At 68.4% G+C, this 16,959-nt stretch carries 20 protein-coding genes and 1 riboswitch; of the genes, 9 read left to right on the top strand and 11 right to left on the bottom strand.

Annotation, left to right across the window (positions count from 1 at the left end; translation table 11 throughout):
- Nucleotides 1-3 precede the first annotated feature (3 nt).
- The 6 genes from ACSHWB_RS01620 to trxA all read right to left on the bottom strand — a co-directional run bounded on the left by ACSHWB_RS01620 (nt 4) and on the right by trxA (nt 2,849).
- On the bottom strand, nt 4-522 hold the full coding sequence (locus ACSHWB_RS01620) for a VOC family protein (protein ID WP_439660303.1): 519 nt from the start codon (nt 520-522) through the stop codon (nt 4-6).
- A 39-nt stretch (nt 523-561) separates the two neighbouring features.
- Entirely contained in the window at nt 562-1,410 is an 849-nt protein-coding gene (locus ACSHWB_RS01615; RefSeq protein WP_439660302.1) for a hypothetical protein, read from the bottom strand.
- Between the two features lie 85 nt (nt 1,411-1,495).
- Nucleotides 1,496-1,765, bottom strand: a complete 270-nt coding sequence (locus ACSHWB_RS01610; RefSeq protein WP_439660301.1) for a DUF4235 domain-containing protein — start codon at nt 1,763-1,765, stop codon at nt 1,496-1,498.
- Entirely contained in the window at nt 1,762-2,049 is a 288-nt protein-coding gene (locus tag ACSHWB_RS01605; protein ID WP_439660300.1) for a DUF3618 domain-containing protein, read from the bottom strand. The genes ACSHWB_RS01610 and ACSHWB_RS01605 overlap by 4 nt, the downstream gene beginning before the upstream one ends.
- A complete protein-coding gene (locus ACSHWB_RS01600) occupies nt 2,046-2,435 on the bottom strand; it encodes a phage holin family protein (RefSeq protein ID WP_439660299.1) in 390 nt (129 codons plus the stop codon). Before ACSHWB_RS01600 ends, ACSHWB_RS01605 begins: the two co-directional genes overlap by 4 nt.
- 33 nt (nt 2,436-2,468) lie before the next feature.
- On the bottom strand, nt 2,469-2,849 hold the full coding sequence (gene trxA / locus ACSHWB_RS01595; RefSeq protein ID WP_093600792.1) for a thioredoxin: 381 nt from the start codon (nt 2,847-2,849) through the stop codon (nt 2,469-2,471).
- A 134-nt stretch (nt 2,850-2,983) separates the two neighbouring features.
- Between trxA and ACSHWB_RS01590 the strand changes: the two genes are divergently transcribed.
- The 4 genes from ACSHWB_RS01590 to ACSHWB_RS01575 are packed head-to-tail and all read left to right on the top strand — an operon-like array spanning nt 2,984 to nt 7,102.
- Complete coding sequence (locus ACSHWB_RS01590; protein ID WP_439660298.1) at nt 2,984-3,886, top strand: ABC transporter substrate-binding protein; 903 nt, start codon at nt 2,984-2,986, stop codon at nt 3,884-3,886.
- Nucleotides 3,876-4,691 (top strand): amino acid ABC transporter permease, encoded by an 816-nt coding sequence (locus ACSHWB_RS01585; RefSeq protein WP_439660297.1) that lies wholly within the window; start codon nt 3,876-3,878, stop codon nt 4,689-4,691. The genes ACSHWB_RS01590 and ACSHWB_RS01585 overlap by 11 nt, the downstream gene beginning before the upstream one ends.
- The gene (locus ACSHWB_RS01580) at nt 4,678-5,436 is read left to right on the top strand and encodes an amino acid ABC transporter ATP-binding protein (protein ID WP_439660296.1); all 759 of its coding nucleotides are present in this window, start codon (nt 4,678-4,680) and stop codon (nt 5,434-5,436) included. The genes ACSHWB_RS01585 and ACSHWB_RS01580 overlap by 14 nt, the downstream gene beginning before the upstream one ends.
- Nucleotide 5,437: 1 nt before the next feature.
- A complete protein-coding gene (locus tag ACSHWB_RS01575) occupies nt 5,438-7,102 on the top strand; it encodes an aminotransferase class V-fold PLP-dependent enzyme (RefSeq protein WP_439660295.1) in 1,665 nt (554 codons plus the stop codon).
- On the opposite strand, the gene ACSHWB_RS01570 is transcribed toward ACSHWB_RS01575, so the two are convergent.
- Together ACSHWB_RS01570 and ACSHWB_RS01565 are read right to left on the bottom strand one after the other, a co-directional pair.
- Nucleotides 7,080-7,262, bottom strand: a complete 183-nt coding sequence (locus ACSHWB_RS01570) for a DUF397 domain-containing protein (RefSeq protein ID WP_439660294.1) — start codon at nt 7,260-7,262, stop codon at nt 7,080-7,082. The two genes, ACSHWB_RS01575 and ACSHWB_RS01570, sit on opposite strands and share 23 nt — an antisense overlap.
- The gene (locus ACSHWB_RS01565; RefSeq protein ID WP_439660293.1) at nt 7,234-8,076 is read right to left on the bottom strand and encodes a helix-turn-helix domain-containing protein; all 843 of its coding nucleotides are present in this window, start codon (nt 8,074-8,076) and stop codon (nt 7,234-7,236) included. Before ACSHWB_RS01565 ends, ACSHWB_RS01570 begins: the two co-directional genes overlap by 29 nt.
- Nucleotides 8,077-8,225: 149 nt before the next feature.
- Between ACSHWB_RS01565 and ACSHWB_RS01560 the strand changes: the two genes are divergently transcribed.
- The 5 genes from ACSHWB_RS01560 (at nt 8,226) to ACSHWB_RS01540 (ending at nt 13,792) form a co-directional block, all read left to right on the top strand.
- The gene (locus tag ACSHWB_RS01560) at nt 8,226-10,775 is read left to right on the top strand and encodes a chitobiase/beta-hexosaminidase C-terminal domain-containing protein (protein ID WP_439660292.1); all 2,550 of its coding nucleotides are present in this window, start codon (nt 8,226-8,228) and stop codon (nt 10,773-10,775) included.
- A gap of 66 nt (nt 10,776-10,841) precedes the next feature.
- On the top strand, nt 10,842-11,231 hold the full coding sequence (locus ACSHWB_RS01555; protein WP_439660291.1) for a pyridoxamine 5'-phosphate oxidase family protein: 390 nt from the start codon (nt 10,842-10,844) through the stop codon (nt 11,229-11,231).
- Nucleotides 11,212-12,357, top strand: coding sequence for a precorrin-6y C5,15-methyltransferase (decarboxylating) subunit CbiE (gene cbiE / locus ACSHWB_RS01550; RefSeq protein WP_439660290.1), 1,146 nt, complete (start codon nt 11,212-11,214; stop codon nt 12,355-12,357). Before ACSHWB_RS01555 ends, cbiE begins: the two co-directional genes overlap by 20 nt.
- On the top strand, nt 12,354-13,094 hold the full coding sequence (gene cobM, locus ACSHWB_RS01545) for a precorrin-4 C(11)-methyltransferase (RefSeq protein ID WP_439660289.1): 741 nt from the start codon (nt 12,354-12,356) through the stop codon (nt 13,092-13,094). The genes cbiE and cobM overlap by 4 nt, the downstream gene beginning before the upstream one ends.
- Nucleotides 13,091-13,792: a cobalt-precorrin-6A reductase gene (locus ACSHWB_RS01540; protein WP_439660288.1), complete on the top strand. Its 702-nt coding sequence runs from the start codon at nt 13,091-13,093 to the stop codon at nt 13,790-13,792. The genes cobM and ACSHWB_RS01540 overlap by 4 nt, the downstream gene beginning before the upstream one ends.
- Here ACSHWB_RS01540 and ACSHWB_RS01535 read toward each other — a convergent pair.
- The 3 genes from ACSHWB_RS01535 to ACSHWB_RS01525 are packed head-to-tail and all read right to left on the bottom strand — an operon-like array spanning nt 13,764 to nt 16,809.
- Nucleotides 13,764-15,215, bottom strand: coding sequence for a precorrin-2 C(20)-methyltransferase (locus tag ACSHWB_RS01535; RefSeq protein WP_439660287.1), 1,452 nt, complete (start codon nt 15,213-15,215; stop codon nt 13,764-13,766). The genes ACSHWB_RS01540 and ACSHWB_RS01535 overlap by 29 nt on opposite strands.
- A complete protein-coding gene (locus tag ACSHWB_RS01530; RefSeq protein ID WP_439660286.1) occupies nt 15,212-15,832 on the bottom strand; it encodes a precorrin-8X methylmutase in 621 nt (206 codons plus the stop codon). The genes ACSHWB_RS01535 and ACSHWB_RS01530 overlap by 4 nt, the downstream gene beginning before the upstream one ends.
- A complete protein-coding gene (locus ACSHWB_RS01525) occupies nt 15,829-16,809 on the bottom strand; it encodes a hypothetical protein (RefSeq protein ID WP_439660285.1) in 981 nt (326 codons plus the stop codon). The genes ACSHWB_RS01530 and ACSHWB_RS01525 overlap by 4 nt, the downstream gene beginning before the upstream one ends.
- 11 nt (nt 16,810-16,820) lie before the next feature.
- Nucleotides 16,821-16,951: riboswitch (cobalamin riboswitch) on the top strand.
- Nucleotides 16,952-16,959 lie beyond the last annotated feature (8 nt).

The following is a 16,959-nucleotide window of genomic DNA, read 5'->3' as shown; positions in this document are numbered from 1 at the left end:
TCCTCAGTTGATCAGTGTCGTGCCTTCGAACTCGCCGAGAACTTCCCGGTAGAACTCAATCCCTACACCGTTGGGGTCGCGGATGTACAGGCTGTCCTCGACGCCGCGGTCGGGGCCCAGGTACTCGATCCCCGCCTCGTCCAGCTTGGACTTGATCTCGTCGAACCGCTCGGGGGACGTCGAGAGAGCCAGGTGCTGAACGGCACCGATCGTCTCGGAGAACGCCGGGTGGTCGTGGCCGGGGAAGTCGAAGAATCCCAGCAGGTTCTTGGCACCGAGGTCGAAGAAGAAGTGGCTGGAGCCGTTGTAGTCGCGGTTCTCCACGAGCTCGACCAGCGGGAAACCGAGGAACTCCTGGTAGAACTTGATCGTCTCCTCGACGTCCTTGCAGATCAGCGCGATGTGGTGGACCCCGCGCGTCGGCGAGCCGCCCCTCTCGGCCAGCGGCTTCACGTACTGTTCGCGCAGTTCGTCGCGCTTGGCCCGGATAGCGGCGAGCTCGTCACCCTCTGGCTGTGGCATGAGGGTCAGAGTAGTTGAGGATTCAAACGTCCGCAGGGCCTATCCGGCGACGCCCTCGAACTCCACCGCGCATCCGTCGCGCAGCTGCGCTGCCTGCAGGTATGCCACGCTCGTCCCGGGGCCCAGACGTGCCTCGACGCCGGCGAGATCACCGGGGCGCCGGGCGTAGATCTTCAACGACGACACGTCGTGCAGCCCGAACCCGTCCTCGACGCCCCACTGGGCGAGGTTCGCCGCGCTCATCAACTCCTCGGCGTCGTCGAGGGAAGGAGCCGAGAAGTACAGCTGCCCGTGCGTGTAGACCGCCCGCGCCCCGCTGGGCGAGATGATCGTGACGGGCTCGCCGGTGCGGCAGGCCAGGAGGTGGAACGCGATGCCGCCGCCGAGCGAGCCGACGACGGTGGCCGCGGCCAGACCGCTCCACGTCACCGGCCGCCGCGCGAACGCCTCCGCCTGGCCCAGCAGGAACTCCCGGTAGGTGCGGGGGCTGAGGTCCTGCAGGTAGTTCCACATCCGGAAGACGTGGGGGTACCCGAGCCTGCCGGCCAGTTCGAGCGCCGCCCGGAACGCCAGCCGCCCGGCGTAGGTGTGCTCGTCGCACGGCGGGATCCGCCCGGCGCAGAACAGGTACTCGCCGTCGTGCGCGTAGGCGATCGCCTTGTGTTCACCGGACTCGACGCCGCGCGTGGTCGTCCAGACCTCGGCGAACCCGGAACCCTCCTGCGCCAGGTGGACCGTGAGCTCCGGGTGCCCGGAGTCGACCACCGGGTTGAAGGACGTGCCGGCGAACCGCACGACGCCCAGCCGCGACCGCCCCGGATCGTCCGCGACGGCGGTCAGCGGCTCGAACGTCGAAGACAGCGCACGAGTCCGGAGCTGGCGAGTCATCACTGGCCCTTTCCCAGGGGAAGGGCCAGATTAGGACGTCACCCGATTGTGCGCATCTACCCGTCTTGATTGGACGGACAGGTGCTCAATCCTCTTCGTCGCCGGGCCATTCCCCGGTCAGCTTCTGGAAACCCTTGGCCCCGCCACGATCGATGGCGGCCTTGACCAGGCCGAAGATGGCTCCCTGCAACGCCGCGGCCATCAGCACCTCCGACCAGGCGCGGTTGCGCATCGTCGCGCTGGGCGCCTCTTTGTCGCCCGCCACGAGTTTCCAGATCTGGCCGAAGATCGCGGACGCGAGGAACCCGCCCAGCGCGCCGACCAGCATTCCCAATGGGCGGTAGAGAAACTTCACGAGGTCCTCCTGGAAATCGCCCAGATCGCCACGATGAGCGCGATCAGCGCCGCCGCGATGGCGCCGGGGTGGCGGCGTGCCTTCTCGACCTGCTCGGCGATGGGCTCGGGCAGCGAGTCGATCGCCTGGTTGGTCGCTGCGGTCATCCGCAGCCGCGTCTCCTGCGCCTGCTCCTTCACTCGGCCGGGCACGTCCACCTTGTGCGCCAACGCTTCCACCGTCTCGCCCAGCTCACGCCGGGTCCGCTCGACATCGCGCTGGAGCTCTTCCTTGGGGTCGCTCATCGGTGCGCACTCTCCTTGATCGTCGCGATGTCCTGCTGGACGTTGTCCATCGCCTGCCTCGGCACCGGGGGAGCGGCCTGCTTGACCTGCCCCTTGCCCACGAGCGCGAAGACACCCGCGAACAGCAGAAGGGCGGCCGCGACGATCAACGCGGCCGCCCACGGCGGTACTACGAGTGCCAGCAGCAGGATCAGGCCGGCGACGACGCTCAGCCCGCCCCACCACGCGAACACGCCGGCCGCGCCGAACATCCCGGCGCCGACACCGGCGTGCTTGCCCTTGTCCTTCAGCTCCGCGACGGCGAGACGGATCTCATCACGCGCGAGCCTGCTCACCTGCTCGGACAGCTGGTGGACCAGCTGTGCGGTCGACGTGTCGGTGTTCATGCACCTCGACTACCCCGAGCGGCGTATCGCCAATCAGCCCTGCTGGGCCTGGGCCTCCGCCACCTTCGCGTGGACCTCTTCCATGTTCACGTCGCGCGCCTGCTGGATCAGGTCGTTCAGCGCGGGGGCGGGCAGTGCGCCCGGCTGCGAGAACAGCACGACACCTTCGCGCACGATCATCAACGTCGGGATCGACCGGATGCCGAACGTGGCCGCGAGCTCCTGCTGCGCCTCCGTGTCGACCTTGCCGAACACGATGTCCTCGTTCTTGTCCGACGCGGCCTCGTAGGTCGGTCCGAACGCGCGGCACGGACCGCACCACTCGGCCCAGAAGTCGACCAGGACGATGCCGGAGCCGTCGGAGTCACCGACCACCTCGTCGAAGTTCTCCTTGGTCAGCTCGACCGTCGCCATGTTGGTCCTCCTAGTTCGCTGGGGGCACCCGTACCAACGGAGCGGACCTCGATGGAATTCCCCGCGTGCGCCCGGTCACGCCTGGTTTCAACTTTTTGTGGACGTCTTCAACTGGACGTTGTACGGTCCCCGCCATGAAGCCGCGCCTGCTCGTGACCTCGCTGCTCGTACTGGGGCTCGCCGCCTGCGGGTCCACGTCTGACCCCGCTCAGACGTCCACGCCGCCGTCGTCCGACCTGTCCACGGTCAAGAAGGACGACGCGCTCGCCGCGCTGCTGCCGCCCGAGATCGCCTCGGCCGGCACGTTGAAGGTCGGGTCGAACATCCAGAACCCGCCGAACAACTTCTACGACCAGGACGGCAAGACCCCGATGGGGTCCGAGGTCGACCTCATCAAGGCGATCTCCGCGAAGCTCGGGCTCAAGGCGGAGCACAGCGACATGGCGTTCAGCTCGCTGATCACGAGCCTCGAGACCGGCCGCGTCGACGTGACGATGGCCGCGATGAACGACACCGCCGAGCGCCAGCAGAAGATCGACTTCGTCGACTACTTCACCTCCGGCATCACGATCATGGTGCAGAAGGGCAACCCGCAGGGCGTCAAGACGGTCGACGACCTGTGCGGCAAGGGCATCGCCGTGAACCTGGGCAGCTCGCAGGAGCAGTTCGGCAAGGAACGGAGCCAGAAGTGCGTGGCGGCGGGCAAGGCCGAGGTGACCTTGAGCGTCACCGACAGCGACACCGGCAACCAGAACCAGCTGCGCACCGGCCGCGTCGCCGCGATCCTCAACGACCTGCCGACGGCCGTGTACGTCGCGAAGACCGCGGGTGACGGCCAGTACTTCGAGGTCGTGCCGCTCGCGCCGATCAACGGTGGCCCGTACGGCATCGGTGTCGCCAAGAAGAACGCCAAGCTGTCCGAGGCGATCAAGGGCGCGCTGCAGTCGCTGATCGACGACGGCACCTACGAGAAGATCGTCACCACCTGGGACATCAAGCAGGGTGCGATCACGAAGGCCGCGATCAATGGCAAGTGATGTCCGTGAGGAACTGGTCGTCGTGCCGCTGCGCCACCCCTGGCGGTGGTTCAGCGGCGCGGTGATCCTGCTGGTGCTCGCGGGTCTGGTCTGGGCGATGTCCGAGGCGCAGATCCAGTGGGAGGACGTGCCGGGGTTCTTCACGCACCCCGTGATGCTCGAAGGCCTGCTCAACACCATCGTGCTCGCCCTGGCGGCGCAGGGTGGCGCGATCGTCCTCGGCGTGATCGTCGCGCTGATGCGGCTCTCGGCGAACCCCGTCGCGCGGTGGTTCGCGGTCGGCTACATCTGGCTGTTCCGCGGTCTGCCGGTGCTGCTGCAGATCCTGATCTGGTTCAACCTCGCGCTGGTGTTCCAGAACATCAGCATCCCGGGGCTGTTCTCCGTGCCCACCAACGTGGTCATGACCGCGTTCGTGGCCGCGTTGCTGGGGCTCGGCCTGAACGAGAGCGCCTACATGGCCGAGATCGTCCGCGCGGGCCTGAGCAGCGTCGACGAGGGCCAGACCGAGGCGGCCAAGTCGATCGGCATGACGCCGCTGACGACGTTGCGCCGAGTCGTGCTGCCGCAGGCGATGCGCGTGATCATCCCGCCGACGGGCAACAACTTCATCAACATGATCAAGGGCACCTCGATGGCGTCGGTGATCGCCTTCCTGGAGCTCATCCACGCCGCGAACAACATCTCCTCGCGCAACCTGGAGATCATGGAGACCCTGTTCGCCGCCGCGGCCTGGTACCTCGTGATGGTGTCCGTCGCGTCGATCGGGCAGCACTACCTGGAGCGTGCTTATGGCCCTCGTTGAGGCGGTTGGGGTCCGCAAGTCGTTCGGCCACACCGAGGTGCTGAAGGGCATCGACCTGGAGGTCGAGCGCGGCGAGGTCGTCTGCCTGCTCGGCCCGTCGGGTGCGGGCAAGTCGACGTTCCTGCGCTGCGTGAACCACCTGGAGACCATCGACGCCGGCCGGATCTGGGTCGACGGCGTGCCCGTCGGGTTCCGCGCGTCGGGCGGGAAGCTCTACGAACTGCGCGAACGCGACGCGGCCCACCAGCGGCGCGACGTCGGGATGGTGTTCCAGCGGTTCAACCTCTTCCCGCACCGCACGGCGCTGGAGAACATCATGGAGGGCCCGGTCCAGGTCCTCGGCCGTGGCCGTGCGGAGGTGCGCGCGGAGGCGTTGGCGCTGCTGGAACGGGTGGGGTTGTCCGAGAAGGCCTCCGCCTACCCCGGATCGCTGTCCGGCGGTCAGCAGCAACGTGTTGCGATCGCGCGTGCTCTGGCGATGAAGCCCAAGCTGATGCTGTTCGACGAGCCCACGTCCGCGTTGGACCCGGAGCTGGTCGGCGAGGTGCTCGACGTCATGACCTCGCTGGCCCGCGACGGCATGACGATGATCGTGGTCACTCACGAGATCGGCTTCGCCCGCTCGGTCGCCGACCGCGTGGTGTTCCTCGTCGACGGCGCGGTGGTGGAGTCCGGTACACCGGCCGACGTGCTGGACAATCCGCAGCAGCCGCGCACGCAACAGTTCCTCGCAAAGGTGCTCTGAGTTGATCGACGCCTCGTACCTCGCCCAGTTCCGCGAACCGGAGGGGTATCTCGACTTCGCCCGCTTCGGCCCACCGTCCCTGGCGGTGGTGACGGCGACCTCGCGCCTGGTGGAACAGGCCTCGCTGGCCGGTCCATCCACTGTGGACACCCTGATGCGCGAGGAACAGCGGGTGAAGGCCGCCGTCGCGCGGCTCTGCCGCACCGACACCGACCACGTGGCCCTGGTGCCGAACACGTCGATCGGCCTGTTCCAGGCGGCCTTCGGCCTGTCCGGCACGGTCATGTACTCGGCAGCGGAGTTCCCGTCCAACACCTATCCGTGGGTGCGGGCGGGACTTCCGTCGGTCGTGCTGGACGGCCCGGTGCACCCCGCGGCCGTGGCGACTCATCTGACCGCTGACGTCTCCGCTCTGTCGGTGTCCGCTGTGGACTTCCGCACCGGCTACCGCGCGGACCTGTCCGTGCTGCGCGAGGTCGTCGGCGACCGCCTGCTGATCGTGGACGGCATCCAGGGCTTCGGCGTCGTGGACGAACCGTGGGAGCTCGCCGACGTGCTCGTCGTAGGCGGCCAGAAGTGGCTGCGAGCGGGGTGGAGCACCGGTTTCGTGGTGCTGTCGGACCGCGCCCTGGAACGGCTCTCGCCCGTCCTGTCCGGCTGGACCGGCGCGGTGGACGCGGGCCTGTTCGACGACTCGGTGCACGCCGCCGCCCCGGACGCCGCCTCGTGGAACATCACGAACCTCTCCCCGGTCGTGTCCGGCGCCTTCGCGGAAGCCCTGGAACTGGTCGAGCTGGCCGGCGTTCCCTCCCTGGACTCGGCTGTGCGTGAGATCGTCGCGGAGGTCGAGGAGATCGTGCTGTCGGCCGGCGGCAAGATCGTGTCCGCCCGCGAACGCCGCGCGGGCATCCTCGCCTTCACCATGCCCGAGGCCGCCTCGGTCGTCGGGGAGGCGTTGAACGCCTTCGGGATCACCGCCACGGTCCGCCCGGAGCACGTCCGCCTCTCACCCCACGCGACTACTTCGCGGGGGACGTTGGAGAGGCTGCGAGCAGCCCTGAAGTCGTTGTCCGGCACGGCTTCCTCACCGATCCCGGCCGCGCTGTCGGCGCTGGTCCCGACCATCGACAGCCTGGCCTCCGCGCTGGGCCCGGACACCGAGGTCGTCGTGCACGACCTGACCCGGCTGCCGAACTCGATCATCGCGATCGCGGGTTCGCTGACCGGCCGTCAGGTGGGCGGGCCGATGACCGACCTGTTGCTGGGCCTGGTCCGGCGCGGCACGACCACCGACATGCCCGGCTACGAGACCTACGCACCGGACGGGCGGGCGATCTGGTCGTCGACCACCTTCGTGCGGGACGCCGCCGGTGTTGCTGTCGGGTGTCTGTGTGTCAACAAGCTCGCCGCCCATGAGGCTTCCGGTCCGGTGGAGTCGTTTCCACAGGACGTGGACACGCTTCAGCGCGTGCTGGTGGAGAAGGCGATCGCCGACGTCGGCGTGCCTGTCGAGCTGATGAAGAAGGTGCATAAGTCGCAGGTCGTCCGAGTGCTGGACGAGGCCGGGTTCTTCCTCATCCGGGACTCGGTCGACCACCTGGCGGGTGTCCTGGAGGTCACCCGGTACACGATCTACAACTACCTCAACGAGAACCGAGGGACCTGAGCAGGTGCTGCCAGGCGGGGACCGAGAACGCGAGGACGTCGCCGCTCGCGTTCTTCGAGTCCCGGACCAGCGCGTTGTGGGTGAGCGAGACCTCGACGCAGTTGCCATCCTCCGCCCCGCCGCTGTAGCTGCTAGTACGCCAAGTGCGGTCCTGAGTCATCGGAGTCCTCTCGCGGTGAGCTGACGTAGTCCGCCAGCTTGCTCCGCGATTGTTCCGCACTCAAGGCGAGTTCATCCAGCAGGCCGAAGAGGAGTCGAGTGCGTGCGATGGCGCCAGGGTCTTCGACGAAGACGTTCGCGAGATTGGTCTCGCTGAAGACGAGCGGTCGCACCTTGTCGAACTCCCACATCACGAAGCTGGACGCGACGATAGGAGCGTCTTTCGGCACGATCCGGATGATGTGGGGGTTGAACAGCAGCCTGGCGTACTGATCTTCCATGACCTCGGCGTTGCCGACCTGCAGATCCAGCGCATGCTCATGGACGTAGAACACGCAAGTCGGCCGATCGTGTCGGCGTAGGATCGCCTGACGCTCGGTTCGGTACTGCACGAGGTTCGGGATCCGCTCCTCGGCGACCATCCCGGTCATCCGGTAGACGTAGGCGGCGTACTCGGGGGACTGCATGAGGCCCGGCATCGCCAACACGTCGTAACTCGTGATCGCCGTGGCTGTCGCCTCCGCCAGCACCATCGTCCGGAGGTTGTCGGACACCTGCACCCGGTACTCTTCGAAGGCGTACTGGTAGCGGCGCTTGAAGTCGTTGATGAAGTCGATGTCCTTGCCGCACATAGACAAGTACTGGATGAGGTCGACCTCGCTCGCCTTCGCCCTGCCATGCTCGACCGTTGAGACCTTGCTCGGGTCCCAGCCCAGCTTCTCGGCCATCTTGTTGCCGACGAAGCCCGTGCAGGTCTCGCGGATGCGCCGGAGCTCGTCACCCAGATCCCGGCTGTACGCGGTGGATGCAGTCATACGCCGACGCTATGGCTTGTAGTCAATACAATCAGCTGCTCGTTCGGGTGAAAACAGTCCCGGTCCGGATTCGCGTTCCGGTGGAGCCCCGGGACTTTCCCGCAACTTACGTCTTCCCTCACCGTCATCCCGGCTTTACCGTTCCAGGTGTGAGAGCGCTCTCAAAGGTGAGATGGCGGCGCGGACTGGCCGCCGTAGCGATTGCCCTGTCGTCATTGGCGACGGTCGAGGCCGCATACGCGGCCGACGACTACACGCAGAACGTGACCGCGATCGACGCGACTCAAGCCCGGATCAACTTCACGCCGACGACCCCTGCTGTCTACGTCGACGTGCACTACCTGATCTCGGGGCAGGCGCAGCAGAACTTCCGGATGACCAACAACGCCGGGACCTGGCAGAAGACCGTCGGGTCGCTGTCGTCCGGCACGGTGATCGACTACTGGTTCACCTACGAGAAGTCCGGGCCGCAGTACGACACACCGCACTTCAGCTACACCCACAACGGCGCGTCGCAACCGGTCGCGACGCCCACGTTCAGCCCGCCTGGCGGCACGTACTCGACCGCCCAGACGGTGACGATCTCGACCGCCACGTCCGGCGCGACGATCCGCTACACGATCGACGGCTCGACGCCGACCGGCAGTTCGACCCTGTACAGCGGCCCGATCTCGGTGCCCAGCAACAGGACCATCAACGCCATTGGTATCAAGTCGGGTCAGGCGAACTCGGCGGTGGGCTCCGCGTCGTACGTGATCGGCACACCGGTCGCGACGCCGACGTTCAGTCCGCCGGGTGGCGCCTACGCGTCCGCGCAGACCGTGACGATCTCGACGTCGACGAGCGGCGCGACGATCCGGTACACAGTGGACGGTTCGACGCCGACCACGTCCTCGCCGGTCTACAGCGGGCCCATCTCGGTGCCCAGCAACAGGACCATCAACGCGATCGGGATCAAGTCGGGGCTCGCGAACTCGGCCGTGGCCAGCGCGACCTACACGATCGGCACGCAGCAGGGTTGTACGCAGTCCGACAACCCGAACTTCGGGCCGAACACGCGCGTCTTCGACCCGAGCATGTCGGCGACGAGCATCCAGACGCAGCTCGACATCGACTTCAACAACCAGAAGGACACGCTGACCGCGCAGATGGCGCCGCGGCGGGTCGCGCACCTGTTCAAGCCCGGCACGTACAACGGCATCCACGACGACGTCGGCTACTACACGTCCGTCTCGGGTCTCGGTCGCAACCCCGGCGACGTCGTGATCAACGGTGACGTCACCGTGGACGCGTTCAACGAGTCGGACAAGGGTGTGGCACTGCAGAACTTCTGGCGCTCCGCCGAGAACATGGCGGTCGTCCCGAGCAGTGGCACCAACAGGTGGGCCGTCGCGCAGGCCGCGCCGTTCCGCCGCATGGACGTCCGCGGCAACCTGGCGCTCTACCCGGCGAGCTACGGGTTCGCGTCGGGCGGCTACACGGCCGACACCCGCGTGTCCGGCCAGACGGCGTCGGTCTCGCAGCAGCAGTGGTACACGCGCGATTCCAACTACGGCAGCTGGAACGGCGGCGTGTGGAACATGGTGTTCTCCGGTACGCCGGGCGCACCCGCGAACACGTTCCCGAGCCCGCCGTCGACGAACCTCGCGACGACGCCGATCTCGCGTGACGTGCCTTATCTCTACCTCGACGGCAACCAGTACCGCGTGTTCCTGCCTTCCCTGCGCACCAACGCTTCCGGTGCGTCGTGGGCCAACGGCAGCACGCCCGGCACGTCGTTGCCGATGAGCCAGTTCTACGTCGTGAAGTCCGGCGACACCGCCGCGACCATCAACGCGGCACTGGGTCAGGGCTGCAACCTGTTCTTCACGCCCGGCATCTACAACGTCGACCAGACGATCAACATCACGCGGCCCAACACCGTCGTGCTGGGCATCGGCTACGCGACGATCGTGCCGCAGAACGGCGTCACCGCGATGCAGGTCGCGGACGTCGACGGCGTGCGGATCAAGGGCATCCTGTTCGACGCGGGCACCACGCTGTCGAACTCGCTGCTGACCGTCGGCCCCGCCGGCTCCTCGGCCTCGCACGCCTCCAACCCGACCACGCTGCAGGACGTGTTCTTCCGCGTCGGCGGTGCGGTCGCGGGCAAGGCGACGAACAGCCTCGTGGTCAACAGCAACAACACGATCATCGACCACAGCTGGATCTGGCGCGCTGACCACGGCAACGCCGGCACCTGGGGCTGGAACGAGGCCATCGGTGACACCGGCCTGGTCGTGAACGGCAACGACGTGCTGGCCACCGGCCTGTTCGTCGAGCACTACCAGAAGTACCAGGTGATCTGGAACGGCAACGGCGGACGGACGATCTTCTACCAGAACGAGATGCCGTACGACGTGCCGAACCAGGCGTCCTGGATGGCACCCAACGGGGTGACGGGCTACGCGGCCTACAAGGTCGCGGACAGCGTCACCACGCACGAGGCGTGGGGGCTCGGCAGCTACTGCTTCTTCAACGTCAACCCGTCGGTGCGGGCCGAGCACGCGTTCGAGGTGCCCAACCGGTCCGGCGTGAGGCTGCACAACCTGCTGACCGTGTCGCTCAACTACCAGGGAACGATCACTCACGTGATCAACGACGTGGGAGGAGTGACACCACCGGGCACGGTGCCGGTGAACGTCATCAACTACCCGTAGTGCTGCCCTGAAGTGCGGCCCGTCACCTCCTCCTGGTGACGGGCCGCACCGCTGCCGCCACCTAAGATGCGTGGCATGTCGATCGACCGGGGTGCCGAGTTCGCCGAGTTTTGGGCTGAACGTCACCTGTGCACGCTGTCCACCGTCCGTCTCGACGGGACTCCGCACGTGGTGCCGGTCGGCGTCACGCTCGACGCCGAGGCCGGTGTCGCGCGGGTGATCACGTCCGGCGCGTCGTGGAAGGTCAAGCACGTCAGCGAGGCCGGGTACGCGGCTGTGTGCCAGGTGGACGGTCGCCGTTGGTCCACGTTGGAGGGTCCTGCGGTCGTGCGCGACGACGTGGAATCCGTGCGCGAGGCCGAGCGGCGGTATGCGTTGCGCTACAGGAAGCCGCGGGTCAACCCGGAGCGCGTCGTGATCGAGATCCAGGTGAAGCGTGTCACCGGGACCGTCTGACGTCGTTGTCGTCGGCATCGGTGCCGACGGGTGGGACGGGCTGTCGCCCGCTGCCCAGCAGGCGGTTTCCCGGTCGCGTGTGCTCATGGGGTCGCGCCGCCAGCTGGATCTGGTGCCGGGGGAGTTCGACCGGGTCGCGTGGCCGTCGCCGCTGGTACCGGCGTTGCCCGCGTTGTTCGAGAAGTACCGCGACGTGTGCGTGCTCGCGTCCGGCGACCCGATGTTCCACGGCATCGGCACCACTTTGGTCCGGTTGCTGGGAGACCGGGTGACGGTCATCCCGCATCCGTCGTCGGTGTCGCTCGCCTGTGCGCGGCTCGGGTGGGCGTTGAACGAGGTCGAGGTCGTGTCCCTGGTGGCCCGATCGGCTGACCTGCTACGCCCCGTGTTGACGCCGGGACAGCGCGTGCTCGTGCTCGGTGGTGACCCGGAGACCGTTGCGGCACTTGCTGGACCGATCATCGTGCTCGAACAGCTAGGTGGTGCCGCCGAGCGGGTTTACCCTTGGTCCGGGCAGGACTCGGACCCGCTGTGCGTGATCGCGATCGAGTACGGCGGGAGCGCTCTCTCGCGGGTTCCCGGACTGCCTGATGACGTTTACGAATCCGATGGCCAGCTGACGAAGCGAGAGGTGCGGGCTATTTCGCTGTCGAGATTGGCTCCGCTGCCGGGGCAGCTGCTGTGGGACGTCGGGGCCGGGTCCGGGTCGATCGCCATCGAGTGGGCGCGCACGCATCCGACGTGCCGTGCGATCGCCGTCGAGCAGTCGGCCGAACGCGCAGAGCGAATCGCCGGTAACGCTGCGTCTCTGGGTGTGCCGGGTGTGGAGGTCCACATCGGACGGGCGCCGGACGCGTTGGAGGGGCTGGAGAAGCCCGACGCGATCTTCATCGGTGGCGGCGTGACCGTGCCCGGCGTGCTGCAGGCCTGCTGGGACGCTTTGGCCGCGGGTGGTCGTTTGGTCGTCAACGCGGTGACTCTGGAGTCCGAGGCCGTGGTGGCGCAGTGGTACGCGCGGCTCGGCGGGGACCTGGTGCGGATCGCGGTGAACCGCGGCTCGTCGGTCGGCAAGTTCACCGGCTGGCGGCCGCACATGCCCGTGACGACGTGGAGCGTGACGAAGTGACCGTGCACTTCATCGGGGCCGGGCCTGGTGCGGCGGACCTGATCACGGTGCGGGGGCGCTCGCTGATCGAGTCGTCGCCGGTGTGCCTGTACGCGGGCGCGCTGGTTCCCGTGGAGTTGCTGGACTTCTGTCCGCCGGGCGCGCGCAAGGTCGACACGGCGCTGCTGACGCTGGACGAGATCGTCGCCGAGCTCGTGGCCGCGTCTGACCAGGGGCTGGACGTGGCCCGGCTGCATTCCGGAGACCCTGCGGTGTTCAGCGCGATGGCCGAGCAGATGCGCCGGTTGGACGCGTTGGAGATCGCCTATGACGTGACGCCGGGCGTGCCGGCCTTCGCGGCCGCGGCGGCGTCGTTGCAGCGTGAGCTGACGGTGCCGGGGGTCGGGCAGACCGTCATCCTGACGCGGACCTCGCAGCGCGCCACGCCGATGCCCGAGGGTGAGGACCTGGACACGCTGGGTCGCAGTCACGCAACCCTCGTGCTGCACCTGGCCGTGCAGCGGATCTCGGACGTGGTCGCCGAGCTGGTGCCGAACTACGGGCCGGACTGCCCGGTCGCCGTCGTCGCCTACGCGTCGCGTGAGGACGAGGTCGTGTTGCGCGGGACGCTGGACGACATCGCGGCGCAGGTCGAGGCCGCCGGGATCAAGCGGACCGCGGTGATCATCGTGGGGCAGGTGCTGGGGGCGACGCAGTTCCCGGACAGCCATCTGTACTCGGCCACGCGGGTTCGATGATCCTGATCCTCGGCGGGACGGGGGAGGCGCGCGAACTGGCTTCCCGTGTGGCTGCTGTTTCTTCGCTGGCCGGCCGGGTCAGCAAACCCGCCCTTCCTGTCGGCGAGGTCCGGATCGGCGGGTTCGGTGGCGTTGACGGTCTGGCGCAGTGGTTGCGCGCCAACGATGTCCACGCCGTGGTCGATGCGACGCACCCGTTCGCCCGGCGGATCACGTCGAACGCTTTCGAGGCTTGCGAACGGGTCGGTGTGCCGTTTCTGATCCTCCGGCGGCCTGGGTTCACGCCGCAGCCCGGATGGCGCTGGGTGGACAGCGTCGCCGAGGCCGCGCGCGATCTTCCCGGGACGCGCGTCTTCCTGACGACCGGACGGCAGGATCTGGCCGAGTTCGCCGCGTGCCCGCAGTGGTTCCTGGCGCGGATGGTCGAGCCGCCGGAACCCCCGATGCCGCAACGGATCGAGGTGCTGCTGTCGCGCGGACCGTTCACTGTGGACGGTGAGCTGGAGCTGATGCGGTCGCGCGAGATCGACGTCCTCGTCACCAAGGACAGCGGCGGCGCGATGACGTCGGCCAAGCTCGAAGCCGCGCGGCAGCGGGGCGTGCCCGTCGTGATCGTGCGTCGGCCACCGCTCCCACCAGCGGAAACGGTGGCCGACGTCGATGCTGCCGTCAGCTGGTTGGGTACCGCCGGGGCGTGAAGACGACGCCCTGGGGCGTCACGATCGTCTGCGACGAGCCGATGATCAGCAGGCAGCGCATGTCGATCGTGGCCGGGTCGAGCGCGCCGAGCGTGAGGACGCGGATCTCCTCCTCCGGGCCACCGACGTCGCGTCCGACGACGATCGGCGTCTCCGGGGCGCGGTGGCGGAGCAGCAGGTCGCGCATGTCCGCCACCTGGTGCGTGCGGGCCTTGGACGCCGGGTTGTAGATCGCGATGACCAGGTCGGCCTTGGCAGTGGCTTCGAGGCGTTCGGCGATGACGTCCCACGGCTTGAGCCGGTCGCTCAGGGAGATCACCGCGTAGTCGTGCCCGAGCGGAGCGCCCGCCTTGGCCGCCACGGCGTTCGCGGCCGTCACGCCGGGGATGACGCGCACCGGCACGTCCTGGGTCTCCGCCGCGACCTCCAGCACCGCGGTGGCCATCGCGAAGACGCCGGGGTCGCCCGACGACACGACCGCGACCCGCGCACCCTTGCGCGCCAGGTCCAGCGCGAAGGCGGCGCGTTCGGACTCGACCTGGTTGTGCGAGGAGTGCCGCTTCTGGCCGGGGCGTTCGGGAACCCGGTCGAGGTAGGTGCTGTAGCCGACCAGTTCGTCGGCGGCCTCCAGCTCCTGGCGGGCCTCCGGGGTGAGCCACGCGCGGGCGCCGGGGCCGAGGCCGACAACGACGACCTCACCCTTCGGCTTGGCGGGCCTGGACTGGCTCGGCAGCACGGCGATCGAGAAGTACGGGACGGTCTCGGGGTCGACGTCGGCCAGCGGCGCCATCTTCTGCCGGCTCGTCGTGGCGCGCTCCACGTACCAGGCGCCGTCGAGCCTGCCAGCCGCTTCGAGCGCCTCGCGGACGTTGCCGAAAGTGCGGCCCAGCTTGAGGATCGCGGCGCAGTCGGTGTCGGCGAGCCTGGACGCGAGCTCGGCGGGCGGCAGCGTGCCGGGCAGGATCGTGAGCACCTCGTCGCGTTCCACGAGCGGCGTGCCGAGGACGGCACTGGCCCCGCTCACGGACGTCACGCCGGGGACCACCTCCCACTCGTAACGGTCGGCGAGGCGTTTGTGCATGTGCATGTACGAGCCGTAGAAGAACGGGTCGCCCGCCGCGAGCACGACGACGTCACGACCGGCGTCGAGGTGCGCGGCCAGCGTGGCGGCGGCCTCCTCGTAGAACGCGTCGATCTCGCCCTGGTAGTCGTCCGTGTCCTCGGTGGTGACCGGGTAGACGAGCTGTTCCATGATCTGATCTTCACGGAAGTAAGGTGCCGCAATGGTCTTGGCGACCGACCTGCCGTGCCGGGCGCTGTGGAACGCCACCACGTCGGCTTCGTTGATGAGTCGCGCGGCCTTGACCGTCACGAGTTCCGGGTCGCCAGGACCCAGGCCGACGCCGTAGAGCTTGCCCGTCATTCTTCCTCGCTCGCGATCGCGTTGATGGCCGCCGCCGTCATGGCACTGCCGCCGCGCCGGCCGCGCACCACGAGGTGCTCCAGATCCGTTGCGGACAAAGCTTCCTTGGACTCCGCCGCCCCGATGAACCCGACCGGGATGCCCAGGACCGCCGCGGGCCGCGGGGCTCCGGCGGCGATCAGGTCGAGGAGGTGGAACAACGCGGTGGGGGCGTTGCCGATCGCGATCACCGCGCCGTCGAAGCGGTCAGCGAGCAGTTCGAGTGCGGCGGCACTGCGCGTGTTGCCGATCTCCTGCGCTCGTGACGGCGTGCGCGGATCCTGCAGGTAGCAAAGGACTTCGTTGTCCTTCGGCAGACGGCGGCGGGTCACGCCGGACGCGACCATGTTGGCGTCGCACAGGATCGGGGCGCCGCCCCGCAACGCCTCCCTGGCGTCGCGCACGACGTTCGGGGAGAACGCGACGTCGTCGGGCAGGTCGGTCATGCCGCACGCGTGGATCATGCGGACGACGACTTTCGCGACGTCCGCCGGGAACCTGGTGAGGTCCGACTCCGCGCGAATGGTGGCGAAGGACTGGCGGTAGATCTCCGCCCCGTCCTTGATGTACTGCGTCACCTGATCTCCTCGTAGCCGTCGCCGGTCGCGACGAACTCGATCACATCGCCGGCGGGACGGCCGCAGCGGCGTGCACAGCCCGACCAGTGAACGGGCCGGTCGTGCGGGGTTCCGAGCCACGCGCGGGCGTCGGCCCGCACGTCGGAGAGCGACTTCGCGCAGCCGGGGCGCCCGGTGCAGGCGCTCACGCCGTGCCAGGGGGATTCCGGGTCCGTGATCAGGCCGGAGGTGTCGGTGCCGGCGGGGACGACCAGGCTGCGCCACGGGGTCAGGCGGAGGGGCACGCCGGGGAGCTGGTGGGCGTCGAGGCGGCCGAGCGGGACCCCTGGCGTCAAAGGTGAAGGTGCGACAGGAGTCACAACCGGGGTGAGGCGCGGGGCGTCGGTGGCGCCGAAGTGAGCGGTGATCTTTCGCACACCGTCGTCCACTTCGGACAGGCGCCAGGCCGGGCCGCGGAGCTGCTGGAAGAGGCGGGCGGCGGTGAGGACGGCGGAGACGGGGTCGGCGACGCGGATGCCGGTGTCGCGGCCTGCGAGCAGCAGAACGTCGCTGACCAGCCCGAAGTCGCCGCCCAGCCCACTCACCGAAGCACCCACCGTCACCAGGAAACGCCCTGGCAGCGAGGCCAGCAGAGGGTCCGCGCACAGAGCCGCGTCGATCTCGTCGACCAGCGCCTGGTTGTCCTCCAGCGGCGCCGCGATGATGTTGCGGATCCGCTCGTGCGACGCCGACGGCAACAGCCCGGCCGCGGCCAGCCGCGCCCCCAGCTCCACCCCGTCCGCGAGCCCCCTGATCTGGAGGTTCGCCCGCGAGGTCAGCTCCACCGAACCGTTCCCCAGCTCAGCCGCGGCCGTCCGCACCACATCCCACTGAGCAGCGGAAAGAGTGCCGCCCGGCACCCGGATGCGCGCCAGCCCGCCGTCGGCCGCGGCGTGCAGCTCGACGGCGCCGGGGCAGGCGTCCGGGTGACTACGCATAGGTCGGACTGTAACCCGCCGGTTAGGGTGAGCCCGAACGACGAAGCGCAGGAGGAAGCCGGTGCGAATCCGGCGCGGTCCCGCCACTGTGACCAGCGAACACCGCTGGGAGTCAGGAACTCCGCTTCCGAGTCACCCGCACTTTGGGGC

The sequence above is a fragment of the Lentzea sp. HUAS TT2 genome (assembly GCF_051853195.1).
In the GTDB taxonomy this organism is placed as follows: Bacteria; Actinomycetota; Actinomycetes; order Mycobacteriales; family Pseudonocardiaceae; genus Lentzea.
Note: the sequence above shows the minus strand (reverse complement) of the source record. Positions and strands in the feature narration are given on the sequence as shown.

Bases quoted from the DNA above. Each gene is read 5' to 3' on its own strand.
- ACSHWB_RS01605 (WP_439660300.1), bottom strand. From the start codon at position 2,049: ATGAGCGACCCCAAGGAAGAGCTCCAGCGCGATGTCGAGCGGACCCGG.
- ACSHWB_RS01600 (WP_439660299.1), bottom strand. From the start codon at position 2,435: ATGAACACCGACACGTCGACCGCACAGCTGGTCCACCAGCTGTCCGAG.
- ACSHWB_RS01525 (WP_439660285.1), bottom strand. From the start codon at position 16,809: ATGCGTAGTCACCCGGACGCCTGCCCCGGCGCCGTCGAGCTGCACGCC.
- ACSHWB_RS01570 (WP_439660294.1), bottom strand. From the start codon at position 7,262: ATGACTCAGGACCGCACTTGGCGTACTAGCAGCTACAGCGGCGGGGCG.
- ACSHWB_RS01555 (WP_439660291.1), top strand. From the start codon at position 10,842: ATGCGTGGCATGTCGATCGACCGGGGTGCCGAGTTCGCCGAGTTTTGG.
- ACSHWB_RS01585 (WP_439660297.1), top strand. From the start codon at position 3,876: ATGGCAAGTGATGTCCGTGAGGAACTGGTCGTCGTGCCGCTGCGCCAC.
- ACSHWB_RS01540 (WP_439660288.1), top strand. From the start codon at position 13,091: ATGATCCTGATCCTCGGCGGGACGGGGGAGGCGCGCGAACTGGCTTCC.
- ACSHWB_RS01615 (WP_439660302.1), bottom strand. From the start codon at position 1,410: ATGACTCGCCAGCTCCGGACTCGTGCGCTGTCTTCGACGTTCGAGCCG.
- ACSHWB_RS01565 (WP_439660293.1), bottom strand. From the start codon at position 8,076: ATGACTGCATCCACCGCGTACAGCCGGGATCTGGGTGACGAGCTCCGG.
- ACSHWB_RS01535 (WP_439660287.1), bottom strand. From the start codon at position 15,215: ATGACGGGCAAGCTCTACGGCGTCGGCCTGGGTCCTGGCGACCCGGAA.
- ACSHWB_RS01590 (WP_439660298.1), top strand. From the start codon at position 2,984: ATGAAGCCGCGCCTGCTCGTGACCTCGCTGCTCGTACTGGGGCTCGCC.
- ACSHWB_RS01620 (WP_439660303.1), bottom strand. From the start codon at position 522: ATGCCACAGCCAGAGGGTGACGAGCTCGCCGCTATCCGGGCCAAGCGC.
- ACSHWB_RS01580 (WP_439660296.1), top strand. From the start codon at position 4,678: ATGGCCCTCGTTGAGGCGGTTGGGGTCCGCAAGTCGTTCGGCCACACC.
- trxA (WP_093600792.1), bottom strand. From the start codon at position 2,849: ATGGCGACGGTCGAGCTGACCAAGGAGAACTTCGACGAGGTGGTCGGT.